The sequence below is a fragment of the Tsuneonella flava genome (assembly GCF_002870965.1).
In the GTDB taxonomy this organism is placed as follows: Bacteria; Pseudomonadota; Alphaproteobacteria; order Sphingomonadales; family Sphingomonadaceae; genus Tsuneonella; species Tsuneonella flava.
This window is the reverse complement of record NZ_PHSO01000005.1, coordinates 484,074-501,747: the sequence shown is the minus strand read 5'-3', so window position 1 is coordinate 501,747 and position 17,674 is coordinate 484,074. Positions and strand designations below refer to the sequence as shown.

12 protein-coding genes are annotated in these 17,674 nt (G+C 60.7%); 6 read left to right on the top strand and 6 right to left on the bottom strand.

Annotation, left to right across the window (positions count from 1 at the left end; translation table 11 throughout):
- Positions 1-57: 57 nt before the first annotated feature.
- From CV013_RS09380 to CV013_RS09370, 3 genes are all read right to left on the bottom strand, one after another.
- Entirely contained in the window at positions 58-999 is a 942-nt protein-coding gene (locus tag CV013_RS09380; protein ID WP_102154978.1) for a PilZ domain-containing protein, read from the bottom strand.
- 514 nt (positions 1,000-1,513) lie between these two features.
- Complete coding sequence (locus CV013_RS09375; RefSeq protein WP_123639903.1) at positions 1,514-1,852, bottom strand: hypothetical protein; 339 nt, start codon at positions 1,850-1,852, stop codon at positions 1,514-1,516.
- Positions 1,853-2,618: 766 nt separating this feature from the next.
- A complete protein-coding gene (locus CV013_RS09370) occupies positions 2,619-3,824 on the bottom strand; it encodes a serine hydrolase domain-containing protein (protein WP_223805190.1) in 1,206 nt (401 codons plus the stop codon).
- Between the two features lie 204 nt (positions 3,825-4,028).
- Here CV013_RS09370 and CV013_RS09365 point away from each other — a divergent pair, with 204 nt between their 5' ends.
- The 4 genes from CV013_RS09365 (at position 4,029) to CV013_RS09350 (ending at position 8,536) form a co-directional block, all read left to right on the top strand.
- Positions 4,029-4,922 (top strand): LysR family transcriptional regulator, encoded by an 894-nt coding sequence (locus CV013_RS09365; protein ID WP_102154976.1) that lies wholly within the window; start codon positions 4,029-4,031, stop codon positions 4,920-4,922.
- Between the two features lie 70 nt (positions 4,923-4,992).
- Positions 4,993-6,000, top strand: a complete 1,008-nt coding sequence (gene dgcN / locus CV013_RS09360) for an N-acetyltransferase DgcN (protein ID WP_102154975.1) — start codon at positions 4,993-4,995, stop codon at positions 5,998-6,000.
- A complete protein-coding gene (dgcA, locus tag CV013_RS09355; protein WP_102154974.1) occupies positions 5,985-6,968 on the top strand; it encodes an N-acetyl-D-Glu racemase DgcA in 984 nt (327 codons plus the stop codon). The genes dgcN and dgcA overlap by 16 nt, the downstream gene beginning before the upstream one ends.
- Positions 6,965-8,536: an N-acyl-D-amino-acid deacylase family protein gene (locus CV013_RS09350; RefSeq protein ID WP_102154973.1), complete on the top strand. Its 1,572-nt coding sequence runs from the start codon at positions 6,965-6,967 to the stop codon at positions 8,534-8,536. Before dgcA ends, CV013_RS09350 begins: the two co-directional genes overlap by 4 nt.
- Before the next feature lie 344 nt (positions 8,537-8,880).
- Here CV013_RS09350 and CV013_RS09345 read toward each other — a convergent pair whose 3' ends face one another.
- Positions 8,881-10,740, bottom strand: coding sequence for an amidohydrolase family protein (locus tag CV013_RS09345; RefSeq protein ID WP_157935753.1), 1,860 nt, complete (start codon positions 10,738-10,740; stop codon positions 8,881-8,883).
- A gap of 156 nt (positions 10,741-10,896) precedes the next feature.
- On the opposite strand from CV013_RS09345, the gene dacB reads away from it, so the two are divergent.
- Positions 10,897-12,393, top strand: a complete 1,497-nt coding sequence (dacB, locus tag CV013_RS09340; protein ID WP_102155216.1) for a D-alanyl-D-alanine carboxypeptidase/D-alanyl-D-alanine endopeptidase — start codon at positions 10,897-10,899, stop codon at positions 12,391-12,393.
- A gap of 13 nt (positions 12,394-12,406) precedes the next feature.
- Here the strand turns inward: dacB and CV013_RS09335 are convergent, their stop codons facing one another.
- Complete coding sequence (locus tag CV013_RS09335) at positions 12,407-13,741, bottom strand: dicarboxylate/amino acid:cation symporter (protein WP_102154971.1); 1,335 nt, start codon at positions 13,739-13,741, stop codon at positions 12,407-12,409.
- A 256-nt stretch (positions 13,742-13,997) separates the two neighbouring features.
- Between CV013_RS09335 and CV013_RS09330 the strand changes: the two genes are divergently transcribed.
- On the top strand, positions 13,998-14,672 hold the full coding sequence (locus CV013_RS09330) for a GntR family transcriptional regulator (protein ID WP_102154970.1): 675 nt from the start codon (positions 13,998-14,000) through the stop codon (positions 14,670-14,672).
- An 83-nt stretch (positions 14,673-14,755) separates the two neighbouring features.
- On the opposite strand, the gene CV013_RS09325 is transcribed toward CV013_RS09330, so the two are convergent.
- On the bottom strand, positions 14,756-17,653 hold the full coding sequence (locus tag CV013_RS09325; protein WP_102154969.1) for a TonB-dependent receptor domain-containing protein: 2,898 nt from the start codon (positions 17,651-17,653) through the stop codon (positions 14,756-14,758).
- Between the last annotated feature and the right edge of the window lie 21 nt (positions 17,654-17,674).

Below are 17,674 nucleotides of genomic sequence, written 5' to 3'. Positions count from 1 at the left end.
AGCTTCTCTCCGCGAGCCTGAATCACAGCCGTCACCGCAAATCAATGGGTCCTGACCCTAGCTTTTCTGCGACGCGCTGGCCGGGCGAACAGATACTTGCATCGAATTCACGATCTCGTTGAGTTCAGCAGTGCGAAGTGAGCGGCTCCATTCCACACCGAAGCATCCATTTTTTTGCCAACGGACAGTGACATTTTCAAATTGCTGGCCGCCAACGAGGACCGTTGCCCGTTCCCCTGGTAGAATCTGACGAGAGGCTTCAATGCAGGCCCCACCCTGTGAAAGGTTACGCAATATGCCCTCGTGCCGCAAACCATTGAGGTAAAATATGATCGGCACCTGATGGGCAACGCGCACCGCGCGGTAATCGTCAGGACGGGCGACGGGCACACGCAGTGCTTCATCCAAATGGAACACGCCAAAATCATCGCCATTCACCCACTTCACTGTGGATTCGATCGGCCTTTTCTCGTCGACGCTATAAACGATACAATCGCCCACTTCGACAGAGATGGGCGCGCGAAGTCTCGCGCCGTGGCGCGAGATATTGCGGACTACGCCAAACGCCTTCTCCTCACCGCAAGCTATCGATGCAGGAATGTAAACTGATTGATAACGCTGCTCGCTACGGCGATCGCGCTGCGGTGCGTATATGCCTCCGGCATCTGCCGTGAAATTCTCAACATCGGAATTATTCGCCCCCGCAAAACCATCGCGGGCGTTGGGTGCGATCAGTCGACAGGCGCCAGATACAAGGGCACGCGCTTCGCCCGATGCAACCGTTCTCAACGCATATTCGCAAGTACGAAGTTTTTCACCCAAACCTGTTTCATCAAAGGTACTTGCAGCATCCGCGAGTTGATGGAGTATCGATACGGCAGCATCCAGTTCCGATCGCGGTATGCGCTCGCTCCGCGCCATACTGTTCAGGAGAGTGTATGCATATTGCTTACGTTCAAAATACATCGTGCGAAGTGTGTCGGTATGATTGGTCGCCATTTCGTTAATACCCCTGTCCTGAAACGCAGCATGCGGCGAGCGACTTCAGCAAGGATGGCAATAGGCGAGGGCCAGACTGGATCGGGGCGCAAGCATGTCCAAACTGCGCCGCTCCACTGCCAACTTCCCTATTGCACACGGCTAATATAACGGGTGTTCGTCGGCGTATATCTGACATATTACGAATGCGTTGCCGATAATCGGCGACATCAGGTCGGGGCGCCCCATAATAGGGCCCAACCGACTGCGCCTTTCCACCATTCCAGGCGTCTCGCGTATGCTTGCTATTATTCGAAATTATGGAGGCAAGCCTGCGTTCTGACGCAGTATCCCCTCCGATGTTCGCGATAGTCGGATCGTTTTTTGCAGGAATGGTCTCAACCATGCACAACCTCCCAATGGAGGTCATGCCTAACGCCATCCCATCAACCTTACGTAGCGATTAATGTAGTATTTTCATATATGTAGGGTGAAAGTGGAAAATCACTCTGACGATCGCGTAAAATGCACGGCCTTAGTGAAGAAAACGCCTGCCCACAGAACGGCTTGGCCGCTTGGGAACCAGCTTCGTTTGCGACAGCGCTGCTGCCAGCGCACCAATCATGGCAAGAGCGATGGAATTTGCGAAGAATGTCACTTCGTCCCCGCTTCCGTCGATGTGAATTGTCGCCAGTGAGCTGCCTGCGGCTGACTTGCTCAACACAAAACTGGTTTTATCGCCACACAAATCAAGCAGCGCACATTCTGTCGCGTCGTTTCCCACGTGAGCCAGGAAGGCGCACCTGTCCGTGGCGGTGCCGAGATGATCCCTTAACATCGCCGGGGAAGCGGATATCAATTCGAACAGACGCACTGCCAGCTCAGGCGCATCGCACGCCTTTGCATCAGTACATTGATCCGCCAGATCGCTCAGCCCCTGATTCCAGAGCGGCTGCCTGTTACGTGCTTCATTTGCCAATTTCTAAACACTCTTCTTTGCCGGTCACGCTATTACGTTTTCCAGCTTTGTGGTGCGGCCCGAAACGGCACGGCCGCTATAGTTATCCGTTAGTTAACTTCAACCGATAATTGACAGGCGGATCACGCGCTAGGTTCGGCACAGGGCACCTGCCATCCCTGAATGGTCCACGAAAACCCCAGGAGCATTAGCCATCAGTGCCAGATAGGCTCAGAACCTATTGCTGGCGCCGTACAGACGCCCAAATGGCGAATATATCAGGCCAAAAGGCCCGTCGAGGTATCAAAAGGGCTTAAAATATTGACATATTCCCGCGCCCTTTCCCTTGCGCTGAACCATTTTGAATCAAACTTCAACGGCGCCACTAATAGGTCCTAAGTCTAGCGATATGATTTAAGACAATGCGCGCCAAATCCGTATGGTTATGGAGTTGACAGTTGAAGCTGATGAAATGATTGGCTCGCCGTACATGATAGCCATCATCGGCAGATGCTTTTCGCGCTTTCGCAAAGCGCTCTCACGGGCACACTACCACCGTGGCGTTGGCCACCATCAATTCAAAGCCAACAGATAACAGGGCATGCCAAACAGCGTCCTGACCTGGCGGAGCAGACCCTGCCAATCTCAACCGGACGGATGCTCACCGCATATCCAGGTAAAACTATCGGGTGCCTGCCGCCATCTGCTCTTCGATTCGAGTAAATGCGCTGTGCATTCCGGTATCGGCATCCAGCACATCGGTCGCGATATAGGCGACCCCCGTACCACGTGCGCGATCAATCCAGAGCCCGGACTTGAGACCATATGCATCGCCTGCGTGTCCCACGCGCGGACGGCCATCTCCGAAGGGATCGTCGTGACAGCCTGCCTGACCGGTCGCGAGAGTCTGACTGGCAAGGCCATAGCGACACAGGAAACCCTTCTCCGTTTCGCCATTACTGCCGTCGGAACGCCATTCGGGTGTCAGGATCGCACGAACAGACGCGGGGCGCAGCAAGCGCACTTTATCCAACTTGCCATTGTTCAGCAGCATCCGGCCGATCGTCGCCAGCCCCTTCGCCGAAATACGTAAGCCGCCCTGCGGCGCAAAGATCGCTCCGTTGCGCCCCGCTCGCCATACAGACAGGTCACACGATCCATCGGCAGCCGGCGTCACGGGACAATCAGGCATCGTGCCGTGGTTATCGTCTTTGGTCGGCTGCCGTTCGCGATACAGTACGATGGCTCGCCCGGCGAAGGCGGGAGTGCAGGCTGCCCAGTTATAGCAACCCTCTACACCCAGCGGTTCCAGCACCAGCCGCTGCATCAGCAGATCGAACCGCTCGCCGGTCGCGCGTTCCATTACGGCCGCGACGACAGGGGTGTTGAAATTGGTGTAACGGTAATATGTCCCCGGTGCATGATCGGCATCCCACGCCCGCGGGTCTGCCAGTATCGCGCCCATATCGGCATCCAGCGGCAGAACATAATCGATTGTATCGGTCAGGCTGGAGCGGTGCGACAACAGCAGGCGCAGCGTTATCGGAACATCGGGGAATGTCGGGTTCCGCAAGCGATAGCCCAACAGATCGGACACATCGGCATCGAGATCGATCTTGCCAGATTCTACCAATCGCATCGCGCCGATGGCGACGACCAGTTTGGATATCGATGCCACCCGTGCCGGATCGTCCGCAGAAACCGCCCGGCCAGTGGCGAGATCGGCCACCCCTTCGCTACGAATATCGGTAATCCCGTTGCGGTCGAAAGCGACCCGCACTGTGGCAAGCGGTTCCTGCCGGGGTGGCTTATCCTCCGCGACAGCATGACCGGACACCGAAAGAGCGAGCATCGCCAGCAATGGCGACAAGAAGCGTCTGTAACTCATTGCGAAAAGCTACCGCGATATGCGGAGAAACGCGATATTCTTGCTGACAGGGTGCATAACCAATGGCTATTCTCTCGCCCCGACCCATACACTCCCCAGCTTTGGGTTCGCTTTCTGCCCTACCCCGGTCAGGAGAAAGGTCGCAAGAATATGTCGATATTACAACGAACTTTACTCATGATTCGAGCACACGAGAGCTGATCGATGAATTTGCGGCACATTGAAATATTCCACGCAGTTTACGTCAACGGATCGGTCAGCGCGGCGGCGCGCATGCTCAATGTATCGCAGCCGTCGGTTTCGAAAGTTCTGCGCCACGCCGAATCGCTGCTCGGCTTCCAGTTGTTCGACCGTACTGGCGGGCGACTGATTCCGACCGACGATGCCCACACGCTGTTTGCCGAAGTGCGGGAAATTCAGGACCGGGTCTATGCCTTGCGCGCGGCCAGCCGGAACCTGAAGCGCGGGGCAGGTGCCATCCTGAAAATTTCCGCGCTGCCATCGCTGACACTCGATCTGGTGCCGGGCGCAGTCGCGCAGTTTCTCCGCACTCATCCCACCGTTAAGTTCGACCTGCAGACGATCCATCACGAGGATTTGCTCCGCAAACTCTATGAGCGCGAGACCGATGTCGCGATTGCATACGAAGTGCCGCAGGATGCACCGCTCGCCAGCCAGTACCTTGGCTCTGGCGAACTGATGGTGCTCTACCGCGAATCCGAAATGCCCGATGCCCCGCCACGCGTCCCGCTGGAAGACCTCGCAGGCAAACCCCTCATCAGCCTTGCTACCAGCGGGCCGATCGGGGTGCTGTTCACCAGCGAGATCGAACGGCGCGGGATCGAGCTGGACGAAGTGGTATCGGCCCGCACGTTCCATATTGCCACGGCTCTGGTGCGGCAGGGTGTGGGGATGACCGTCGTGGACAGCTTCACAGCTATGGCTTCGCTCACGCCGGGGCTGGCGATGCGCCCGCTCGCCCCTCGGCTGACGTTCGATATCCACGCGATTTATCTGCAAAATCGCCCGCCGACCGCGCTCGCCACCGATTTCGTCAAAGCACTGGCCCGCCGGGTCGAGGCAGTATCGGTAATATAACGGCAAGTTATGGAATGCCTCCTGCACTGAATGCGCGCACTAACGCCAGACACTGTATTCAGTGGGAACCATGATAAACGGTCCCTTCCTTCTATATCTGGGTCATTCGACCGACCCCGTTGGTATCAAGACATCGCGTGGACTGGCCGATTTTCGGCGGCAGGACTGCATCGGCGAATTTCGCTATGACGATTGCCCGCTGACGCTTGGCTTGCCGCGAATGACTCTGGCCGAAGGTGCCGCCGCCGGTGCCCGAACGCTCGTGCTTGGTATCGCCAATTCGGGCGGGACGATGGACCCCGCTCTGATCGACGACGCTGCAGAAGCGCTCGACAACGGAATGCATGTCGTATCCGGCCTGCATCAGCGGCTGCGCGATGTGCCGCGACTGGCCGGACTTGCTGCCGCGAAAGGGCTCGACCTGATCGACGTTCGCAATCCGCCTGCCGATCTGAAGGTCGGCACAGGGCGGCCGCGCGCCGGGCGACGGGTGCTGACAGTGGGCACCGACTGTTCTGTCGGCAAAATGTACACCACCATTGCTCTGGCCCAGGGCCTGAAGGCGCGCGGCGAAACCGCCGATTTTCGCGCCACCGGGCAAACCGGCATCCTGATCGCCGGGTCCGGTGTGCCGCTGGATGCCGTCGTGGCCGATTTCATTTCCGGTGCGATCGAGCAACTTGCTCCGGCTCGCGACGATGGCGGATGGGACGTGATCGAAGGGCAAGGCTCTTTGTTTCACCCCTCGTTTGCCGGGGTATCGACCGGGTTGATCCACGGCGCGCAGGCAGAGGCGCTGGTGCTGTGCCACGATCCGGCGCGGCAGGGGATGCGTGGCCTGCCCGAACGGACACTGCCCAGTTTAGCCGAATGCCTGGCGTTGAACCTGCGGATGGCTGGCCTGACCAGCCCCGGTGTGCGCGCCGCGGGGGTATGCCTCAATACATCGAGCCTTGCCGAAGAGGCCGCGCGCGAATTGTGCGAGAGCACCGGTATGGAGCTAGGCCTGCCATGCACCGACCCGGTGCGGTTCGGTGTCGATAACGTGATCGATAATCTCTTATGCCCCGCCAGCTAAGCGCCCGCCACGACCGTTTCGCACTCCACACCCCGTTTCGGATCGCACGCGGAGTGAAAACCGCTGCCGATGTCGTGACAGTGGAGATTTCCGATGGCGCTGCGACCGGGCGGGGTGAAGGGGTGCCTTACCCGCGCTATGGCGAAAGCATCGATAGCGCGCTGGCGGAAATCGCCGAAGTCCGCGCCGCTTTGGAAGCAGGTGCCGGTCGGCACGAGGTCATCGGCCTCATGCGCCCCGGTGCCGCCCGCAATGCCGTCGATTGCGCGCTGTGGGATCTGGAAGCAAAGCTGGCAGGAAAAACGGTCGCCGCTCTGATCGGCGCGCCCGAACCCGGCCCTGTCGCCACCGCGCTGACCGTGGTGATCGATACACCCGATGCAATGGCCCGCGCCGCCGCAGCGATTGCCGAAGTGCCGCTGATCAAAGTGAAAGTGGATGCCAGCGATCCGGCGACAGCGATCCGCGCTGTCCGGCGGGCTGCGCCCAATGCGGCATTGATCGTCGATCCCAATGAAAGCTGGGACGAAGCGCTGGTGCGCGCGACAATGCCGGTGCTGGTCGAATGCAAAGTCGATACTCTGGAGCAACCCTGCCCCGCCGAAAGCGATAGCTGGCTGGCAGGATACGACAGCCCGGTGCCGATCTGCGCCGATGAATCGCTACACACTGTGGCAGAGCTGGACGCGGTCGCGGCCCGCTATGGCGCGGTGAATATCAAGCTGGACAAAACCGGCGGGCTGACCACCGCGCTCGAACTGGCGCAGGCGGCGCGGGCACACGGGCTGAAACTGATGAGCGGGTGCATGGTCTGCTCATCGCTCGGCATCGCACCTGCCCTACACATCGCACGGCAGGCCGACTGGGCCGACCTTGACGGGCCGACATGGCTGGCCGACGATCGCGCGGGCGGGACACGCACCGAACACGGTATCATGCAACCACCAATGGAAGGGTTCTGGGGATGAAGACACGTTTGGGTATCGCGGCTTTGGCGTCACTGTTGCTGGCGTCCTGTGCGACCCCCGGCGTTGTTCCGGCTGAGGCCGATCTGCTGATTCAGGGCGGCACTGTCTATCCCGGCGGTGCGGAGCCGTTCACCGGAGACGTGGCGATCAAGGGCGACCGGATCGTCGCGGTCGGCCCGCAGCTCCACATTGCGGCCGCGCGGACGATCAATGCCAGCGGCATGATCGTGGCCCCCGGCTTCATCGACCCGCATACCCATATGGAAGGCTGGATCACGGCAGACGATGCCAGCCGCCGTCTGGTCGAACCGTTCCTGATGCAAGGCGTCACCACTGCATTCGTCGGCAACGATGGCGGCGGGCGGATCGATATCGGCAATCTGCTGGCCAGCGCAAAGACCAAACCGGTCGGCATCAATTACGGCAGCTTCACCGGCTTCGGCACGATCCGCGCAAAAGTCATCGGCATGGACCGCCGCGCCCCGACCGACGCCGAACTGGCGCAGGAAAAGGCACTGGTTAAACAGGCCATGTGCGAAGGGGCGCTGGGCCTTTCGACCGGGCTGTTTTACGCTCCGCAAAGTTTCTCCAAGACCGACGAAGTGATCGCTCTGTCGCGTGTCGCCGGGCAATTGGGCGGAAAATACGACAGCCATTTGCGCGATGAAGCGAACTACAACATCGGCCTTGCCGCTGCAGTCGACGAAGCGATTGCTATCGCGCGCGACGGGCATATCCCGGTGCACATTTCGCATATCAAGGCGCTGGGCGTCGATGTGCAGGGCATGGCTCCTGCAATCATCGACAGGATCGACAAGGCCCGTGCCGAAGGGCTGTCGATCACCGCCAGCCAATATCCGTGGAATGCCAGCGGCACGAGTCTGGTATCGTCGCTGGTGCCGCTATGGGCGCAGGATGGCGGGCGTACGGCGATGCTCGCCCGGTTCGACGATCCGGCACAGCAGGATCGTCTGCGGGCCGATATCAAGGAAAACATGCGCCGACGCGGCGGGCCGGGAAGCCTGCTGATCGTGCAGGGGAAATGGCGCGGGCAACGACTGGATGCCGTAGCGAAGGCGATGAATACCGATCCCGTTTCCGCCGCTATCGCTGCTATCCGTCAGTCCGATGCCGCTACGATCAGCTTCAACATGGCGGAAAGCGATATCGAAGCGTTCATGCGGCAGCCGTGGGTGATGACCGACAGCGATGCTTCGACCGCACACCCGCGCGTCTATGGCAGCTTTGCCCGCAAATATGCGGTCTATGTGAAAGAGCGCAAAGTTCTGACCACGCGCGAATTTATCGACCGCAGCTCAGCCACGGTGGCGGACTGGTTCGGGCTGGCCGACCGGGGCCATTTGCGTGCGGGTGCGTTTGCCGATGTCGTGGTGTTCGATCCACAGACATTTGCGTCACGCGCAACCTATGAAGCCCCCGAACAGACGGCTGCCGGGGTGCGCGATGTCGTAGTCAACGGCGCTCTGGCAGTGGCCGATGGCAAGCTGACCGGCACGGCAGCAGGACGCGCTCTGCCGCACACGCCGCCTGCCGGTTCCTGCCAGTAAGGCGCGGCAAGTCAGATTCGGTGAGGTGGAACGAAGTTCGCCTCATCATGCACCGCCCCGGCCCCGATCCGGGGCGGTGCTTTTCTTCCAAGGCATTGCCCTGCAGAAGCTGGACCCCGGCTCGTGCGCCGTGGTGACGGCAGGCAGGAACACGACTTGACCAGAGACAATCCCGTCCCCCCGTCATTGCGAGGAGCGTAGCGACGCGGTAATCCATGAACTGCACCTCGCTTCAATCACAACCGATGCGATAGGCAGCATCGTCACACCACGCATTGCTTCACTATGTCTGCAATGACGAAAGTGTCGCTACCAAGGGCGCCGTAGGCGCGAACCCTCCCCCATCAGTAAAAGCGGACAGCTCCCAGACGCAGCGAGGCGCTGCCCCCGGTTTCGCCAGACAGCTGAATCCGCAAAGCGCGCAGTTGCGACAGGTCCAGTGCTGCATCGGCATCGCGACTGCGAAACGCGCTGAACGGAATGCGGATCGTGGTTTCGCCATCACCCGCGGTAAATGGCGCCGCGAACCAGTCGCCGCCCGACAGGCCATACGATTCAAGCACCATCCGATATTGGCCCGTACCCTGCGCCTTGAACTCGACTCCGGCAAATTCTCGCGCATCGGCAACGAAGATCGGCCCGCGCGTCAGCGGCAGCACCCATTGCACATAGGGGCGCGGGGCGGCTCCCATTTGTGCAGCGAGGAACGTATGCTTCCCTTCCTCCTGCTCCCCATCGCCTGCATGGACATCGTGAACCGCGATCAGGTGCGAATGATCGATCCCCGGATCGGTGGTCGCCACCGGCAAAGTGTCGAGATCGGTCCGCCCGTCTGCCCGTGCCCCCGTCATGATCGGCCCGGTCATCGCCACCGACGGCATGGCCGACATCGCTGGCGCATCGCGCAGCGCGCGCAGCTTCGCCAACGGCGCTTCGCGTCCGGCCACCCAAACCCGCGCCACATGCCACAGGTCTTCGATCCGTTTATCTGGCTGGCCATCGACCAGTACCAGATCTGCCCGCTGACCGGGTGCGATAGTGCCGTGATCGCCTTCCTGCCGCATGATTTCCGCACTGGTACGGGTCGCCGCCACCAGCGCTTGCGCCGGGGTATAGCCGAGCTGCGTGAGCCACCAGATCTCGCGCACTGCACCCGGCCCGTGATAGACCCCGCCGATTCCTGCATCGGTGCCGATGCCGACAGGAATGCCCGCTTTCTTCAGCCGCCGGATATTATCGCGCATGATCGCCCAGCGCCGCGCATCATAAGGCTGGACAGTACGGTCGTCGCTGGCGGCCTGCGCTGCTTCCCGCGCGCGTTCGCCGGGATTGAGTTCGGCCATTTCCGCAGCCGACATCGTGCGCGTCTGTTGCGGTTCATAGACCACCAGCGTCGCGATGTAGGCAGTGTGATTTTTCTTCATCAGGTCGATCAGCTCTTGATCGACCGGGGCATCGCCAACCCCGTGGCCAACCGCATTCACACCTGCCGCAGCCGCCACTTTTGCCCCTTCCAGCGTGACAGTGTGCGTCACCACCGGCTTTCCTTGCTTATGCGCGTCCGCAACGATAGCGGCCAGTGTCGGCTCGTTCATATCCATCAGATCGGGATCGCGGCCATAGCGCCAGCCGTCCGCGAAAACCTTGATCATGTCGGGATTGTAGCTGAGCGCCAGCGGCATTTCGGCATGGGCGGCGCGCGGGGTCGCCACTTGCATAGTGAAGAAATTGCCCCAGCCATATTCGGTGCCATGCCCGCCGGGCACCCCGAACCGGATCGCTTCGTTCAGGTGCGGCGCCCAGTAGTCGCCCGATTTCACCATTTCGCGGATCGGCGCGATCATTTCGCCCGACACCGAAAAGTCGTTGATCGAAGTAACTCCGGCCAGCAGATATCCGGCCCATGCCTTCGGCAGATCTTCGGGCGCGCTATATGCCGGGGAACGGGTGTGAGTATGCAGATCGTGCAGGCCGGGGATCAGGGTCTTGCCAGTGCCATCGACACGCTCGACATCGGCAGGGACATCGATATCGCTGCCCACCGCGACGATCCGCTCTCCCTCCACCAGCACATCGGCGACGCGCGCCTTCGCGCCGGTGCCATCGAACACCCGCGCCCCTTCGATCAGGATGGCATCGGCTGCCAGTGCTGCATGCGCCGTGGACAGCGCAAGAGCGGCGATGCAGAGGGCGAGGCGTTTCATAGTCGGTACTTCCCCGGTTTTGCAGGCTGCGAGTGTGCCGGGCACGCCAATGCGCTGCAAGTCTGCCCTAACCCGCCATGCCGCCCGGTTATGACAAAGGCAAATCTTGGTATCGCCCCCGCTTGTCTCCGCGCGATGTTGCGATAACCTCGCCCGATGCACAGATCGACCCTTGCCGCTGCCATCGCCTTCGCCCTGCTGGCAGTGCCCGCTCACGCCGATACCGGCGCCCCCACCGCCCCTGCGCGCGAGATGTCCCATTCGCCTGCAACAAGCGATGCCGCTGCAACACTGGCGGAAGCCGGACCGGGCACACGCTGGGGGCTGGTGATCGCCGATCCCAATGGGGAAGAGATCGTCGCCATCGATCCCGAAGGGCGCTTCATGCCCGCATCCAATACCAAGATTTTCACCACTGCGGTGGCGATGTGGTCGGTCGCCAGCGGCCAGTTCACCGATGCCGAAGGCGCTGGCGCGACCGTTCGGCTGGAACCGGGCAATCATCGCGGGGCGCGCGATGTCGTGCTGGCCGGATATGGCGATGCGCGCCTGTCTGCGGCGGACGATTGCGTGACCGACTGCCTCTCGACACTGGCCGATGCCATCGCCGCGAAAACCCGCCGGGTCGGCAATGTCGTGGGGGACGACAGCGCGTTTCCCGATCAGCGCTGGAGTCCGGGGATGAGCTGGAACAACATCCCCAGCCCGTGGGGCACGGGGGTTTCCGCACTGACGCTGGACGACAACGAAACCCGCGCACTGGTAACGCCCGGCAAGGTCGGAGAGGCCCCGCAAGTGGCAGTGAGCGAATACTACACCGTCGAAAATCATGCCCGAACGATCGAAGGCGACAGCGAAGCAATCGTCTACGACCGGATGCCCAACAGCCCGGTGCTGATCGTCACCGGCACCATCGGCAGCGAGGCGAAACCGAAAAGCCTGCGCCTGGGCATCGACGATCCTGCCCATTTCGCTGCATGGCGACTGGCACAAATGCTGCGTACGCGCGGCGTTGCCATAACCGGTGAAGTACTCTCACGGCATCGCCCGTTGCTGCCTGAAGACGATCCGGCACTCCGTGCCGGACCGGCGGCGCGTCCGCCCCGGCCATCTGCGCTGGCCACCGCCACGCCTGCCCCGCTTTACGACGACATCGTCACCATCAACAAAGTCAGCCAGAACCTCCACGCCGATCTGCTGCTGCGGCGGATCGGTGCGATTGGCGGCACCGGCTCGATAGCCGATGGGCAAGCGGTCGTTCGTACCATGCTGACCGAAGCGGGTGTGCCCGAACGAATGGTCAGCCTGTCGGACGGATCGGGCATGTCGAGTTATAACCGGGTCGCTCCGCGTGGAATGGTCACGTTGCTGAACTGGATCGCGCGGCAACCGTGGGGCGCGAAATGGGCGGAAACTTTGCCCGTCGGCGGCACCGACGGATCGCTACGCCGCCGCTTCGCGGACACGCCGCTGGCAGGGCAGATCCACGCCAAGACCGGCTCTCTCAATGCCACCAGCGCACTGGCCGGATACCTGACAACGGCGAGCGGCAAACGCTACACCTTCGCGGTTTACGCCAACGACGTGCCCGACGATGTGCGCGCGACACAATATATGGATCGTGCGCTGATCGCGTTCGCCGCCGCGCACTGATTTCAACTCCGCTTTACAGGCGCAAGTCATGTTCGCCCGGCGATGAATCGACGGGCGCTTGCCCTCCGGCGGCATAGACATTCCGCTCCATCTCGCCCAGCCGCGCGGCCATCACCGTGACATTGACCATATTGCTCGACACGTTGACCGTCGTTCGCATCATATCCAGCAAGCGGTCGAACGGCAGGATGAACCCGACGATCAGCGCGGATTCGACATCGCTCACCCCAACAACGATCAGCACCGCCGCCATCATGAACATCGCGGCGGAGGGGACCGGAGGCGCACCCAGCGCCAGCAACGTCGATACCGCGACCACCAGCATCAGATCGCCAAGCGACGGCGCAATGCCCAGCGCCTGAATCGCGAACATCGACAGCAGCGCAACGAACATCGCCGTGCCATCACGGGCAATGCCTACCCCAACCGGCAGGACAGTGGAGGCAATGCTTTTGTGGATGCCGAATTTTTCCTCTGCAATGGCCAGTTCGACCGGTAAGCTGGCCGAACTGGACGAAGTCGAGAAGGCAATCACCAGCGCGTCGATCGCGCCGCGCAGGTATGGCAACGGGGATAGCCGCGCCAGCAGCGCGATCAGCCCGACGTGCACGATCAGCAACTGCAAAACGCAGCCCAGCAAAGTGCCCAGCGCCAGCAGAGAAATGTTGACGAACACACCCAGCCCGTGCGCCCCGACGGCCGCCGCCATCAGGCCGAACATCCCGATGGGCGCCACTTCCATCACAAATACCACCAGCCGCATCATCGCTTCGGATGCCAGCCCGATCACATTGGCCAGCGGCTGCCCCCGCTCGCCCAGCGTCAGAATGCCGACTGCGAAGAAGATCGCGAAGAAGATGATCGCCAGCATATCCCCGTCGGCCAGCGCCTGTACCGGATTGACCGGGATGATCGACAGCAACTGTTCGGACAATGTCCGCCCTGCCGCGATGGTCTGCGGCCTGGCACCGACGAGACTTACCCCGTCACCCGGTTGCAGCATCAGGCCGATTGCCATGCCCAGCGTCGCAGCGACCAGGGCACTGGCGGCAAACAGCGATAACGCGCGCACCCCCAGCGACCCCAACCGTTTGGGATCGCCCACGCCGATCACCCCAGCAGTGATGGTGAAGAAGATCAGCGGCGCAACCAGCATCCGCGCCAGCCGCACGAATATATCGCCCAGCAATTGCAGGCGAACCGCATCTTCGCCCCAGATCAGGCCCGCGGCCACCCCGGCGACGAAGGCAGGCACGATCCGTTTCCACAACGGTATGTCGAACCAATACCGCTGCAAGGCACTGCGAGACGTGTCCTGACCACTTGGTCCGTAACCCGCATTTGCCATCGACTGCCCCCGCCTTCCGACTGAATGCCGACATCGTGCACAAATTGCTGGCTCGCCCACGGCATTCAGACCGTTCGTGTCGGAGGGGAAACTAACCAAAAGCTATATTGTTGATAATCGAATTTATAGCCAGCAGAGGCGCTTTTCGCCTACGGTTCCCGGACCGGCATCAATGGCCGGCCCTCCGCCCGATTGCCTGTCAAATTCGGATAGGCTAGTCTGAAAAGAGGTAAGTAATGGAAGATCAGTCGTGAAAATGCCGACCGTCCCTAAACTGCAAAAGCAGACGTTCGGTGCCCGTATCGCGGACGAATTGCGCCGGAGTATTTTTGCCGGAGAAATTGCGCCCGGTTCGGCATTGATCGAAACTGCTCTGGCCAGTCAGTTCGGTGTCAGTCGTGGCCCTCTGCGCGAAGCGATCAGGCAGCTTATCGACGAAGGATTGCTGGTTCAGATCCCTTTTACCGGCACCCACGTCGTGGAACTGTCCGAACAGGCAGTACGCGAAATCTACTCGCTGCGAACGACACTGGAAACGTTCGCGTTCCGCCTCGCATGGGATCGCCGCGATGCGGAATTCGCGAACGAACTGAAAGCACGGCAGGCCGCTCTGGTCGAAGCGATCGATCTGGGCGATGAACTGGAGTGTATTCGCCGCGAGTTGCATTTGCATTCGCTAGTATATGAGACGGCCAATCATCAGATTCTGCTGGAAGTGTGGAACGGGCTGAAAGGCAAACTACAGTTGTATTGGGCATCGCACCATATGGCACATGGCCGCCACGGCCCGCGGCGGGATAGCCATGACAGTTTTCTCGACGCGGCATTGGGCGACGACCTTCCCGCGATGGAGATAGAAATCGAAACCCACATGCGCCTTGGCAGTGAAACGACCGAACGTTTTCTGAAAGATCGCAATCAAACCGCCTGAAGTTTGCGTAAGCCGACCTTCGAGCGGCAGCCTTACCCCGGCTTGCAGCAGATGCGGCACGTCGGGGTAAGGCCGGGGAACGGTCAAAATTTGACGTTGATCCCGGCGAAATACCTGCGACCCAGCACATCGTAAGTCGCCTCCGCGGTATTGACCGGACCGCCCATGCGCGTTCCCAGCAGCGGAGGGGCGTTGTCAAAGAGGTTGTTCACACCACCGTAAAGCGAGAGGCTATCGGTCAGTTCCACACGCAACGCGAGATCGAAATAACTCTCTGCCGGGAACTGGTCGCGATAGGCGGTCTGCCCTTCGCGCAGAGTTATCGGGCTGAGATAGCGCCCACGCGCCGTAACGCTCAACGGGCCGCTGGAATATGTTGCGGAAACCTGGGCCTTGAACGCCTGCGAAATCCACGAACGCACCCCGGTGCAGCCCGGACCGAACCGGCCGGAACAGGCAATCGGCTCGCTACCCGGCAGGGGAACGGTCGTATCGTCGAACTGGCGATTGCCGGCAAACCAGAGCACAAGGCTGCCGGTATCGCCAAACAGCGACAGTCCGCCTTGCAGCGGCAGACGATAATCGATTTGAAAATCGATCCCGCGCACTTTGCGGCTGGCGACGTTCATCAGCGTGGTCTGAATCGTCGCAATATCGCCATTGGGGAAACGCGAAATTCGCTGGCAGAATGGATTACTGGGGTCGAGAGCCTGAAAACACTGATCGATCGTCGCCTGTGCCGAAACGTTCGAAATCGCATTATCGACCGCGATATCGTAAAAATCTGCAGTGATGTTCAGCCGCCGGGCAAACGGCGGCGTCAGGACGATGCCGACCGTGTATGTATCGGAATTCTCTTCCTGGAGATTGGGGTTACCGCCGTCCATCACGTTCATATTCGTGCCGACCTGCACAAATGTGCCGATATCGGCAGCGGGAATACCCTGCGCGACACAGAACGCCTTCGCCGCCGCCGACGGTGCGCGCCTGTAATCGCACGGATCGCTGCCCGACGAAGAACCTGAACCGGCATTTTCGAACAGGTCCGCCAGGCTCGGCGCTCGCACCGATTGCTGGTAGGCGCCGCGCAAACGGAGCCAGGGGGTTACCGCCCATTGCCCGCCCAGCTTATACGCAAATGTAGAGCCGATCGACGAATAATGAGAGAAGCGGACCGCCCCTTCCAGCGACAGGTCGTGAAAGAAAGGGCGATCCGCCAGCAAGGGGATGCGGATTTCCCCATACTGTTCGAACACATCGACATCGCCGCTGTTGGGCGGATTGGGCACATTGGCGGAAAGCTGACCCGCCGCCACCTGAGCATCGGGTTTGAAGGTGAAGCTTTCCTTGCGATATTCGATCCCGAACGCGACCGCGACTGGACCGGCGGGCAAGTCGAACAAGCTCCCGCTGATGGTGGCCGCGGCAAGATCGCGGGTCACTTCGGTTGCAGCAGTCGCCGCCGGACTGATAAACGCTGCCGCTTCTGGCGAAACCGAGCCGACACCGAAAATATTTACGGGAACACAACCCATCGTCTGGGTCCGGCACACAGCTTCGCCCGTGTCGGGGTCGATCACGACGTCCAGCCCCAGAGCAAGTCTGTCGCTGGAAACCGTGCCATATGCCGCCCGAAATTGGCTGACCGATTGGTGGGAGTAATAGGCATCCCATGCCCAGTCCCGCTGCCCGATGACAAAATTACCCTTCAAGCCCAGCGTGCCCTGATAGGATTTGCGGCGAAAATCGAAGGAACGCGGGCCAAGTTCGATTGGCCGGGTCAGAACGTTGGTCAATGTATAGGTGCCATCGCCGTCGGGATCGAACAGCCATGCATTAGCGGTCAGGAATTCTCGCGTGGCGACAGAAAACACCGGATTGGTTGCCGCCCCCGGAATTTCCAGTTGCCCGGAACGGCCATTCTGCGCGCGAAACGCCACAGGCGCAATCTGAAAACTATTAAGGTTATCGACGAAATACCCTTCGGCATAAGCCGTGATCGAATCCGTCAGATCGTAATGTCCGATCACTGTCAACTGGTAGCGTTCCTGCGGGCGCATCAGCAGGTTATCACTGCCGAAGTTATAAAGGTCTTCGGGGTTGCAGAACGGTTGCGCCGCTCCGGTTGAATCGAAATGCACCCCGGTCACCGAACAATTGGCCCCGGCCAGATCGACGCCGACCAGACGTTCGCGCTGCGCGGATGACATGCCGAGATAACTGCCCGGAATCTGAGTGCCCCCGCCGGGCACCAGTTCATCGCCGGATTCGACCAGCGCGGTTCGCGAAAATTCTCGGTCGCCTGCGGAAATGGCAGACTGGCGATGGTAAGCAAGGCTGGCGACGACGTTTCCGCGATTGTCGGCGAAATTGCCGCCGAGCGTCACGCTCGCTTTGTGCCGCTGCCCATCGCCCCGCTCGGTCACGGCGAAGCTGTAATCGGCTTCGATCCCTTCAAACTTGTCGTCGAGGATGAAGTTCACGACACCGGCAACTGCATCGGAGCCATAGACCGCCGATGCCCCGCCGGTTACCACTTCGACACGCTTCACCAAAGCTTCGGGAATTGTCGATAGATCGACGAGGAGATCGGGATTGACCGGCACAAACCGTCGGCCATTGACCAGCACCAGCGTTCGCGACGGGCCAAGCCCGCGCATGTCCGCAGTGTATATGCCCGTGGCATTGGTATTACCCGCCGTCGCCCCACCCTGCGCCTTGAGCTGCGGCAGTTCGTTGAGCGTTTGTTCGATCGTGCCGTTACCTGAAAGCCTGATCTGATCTTCGGAAACAACGCTGACCGGACTGGTCGCAGTCAGGTCGGCGCGCTGGAGCCGGGTTCCGGTGACGACGATTGGTTCATCGTTTGCTCCCTCTTGTGCAAACGAAGGCGCGGCAGCGGTCAGCGCAATCAGTGATGCCCCCACCCCCAATCCTATGCGGGAACGTCGATAGTCGGCGATCCAATCGAGAATTGCCATGCTTACCCCCTGATTACGTCA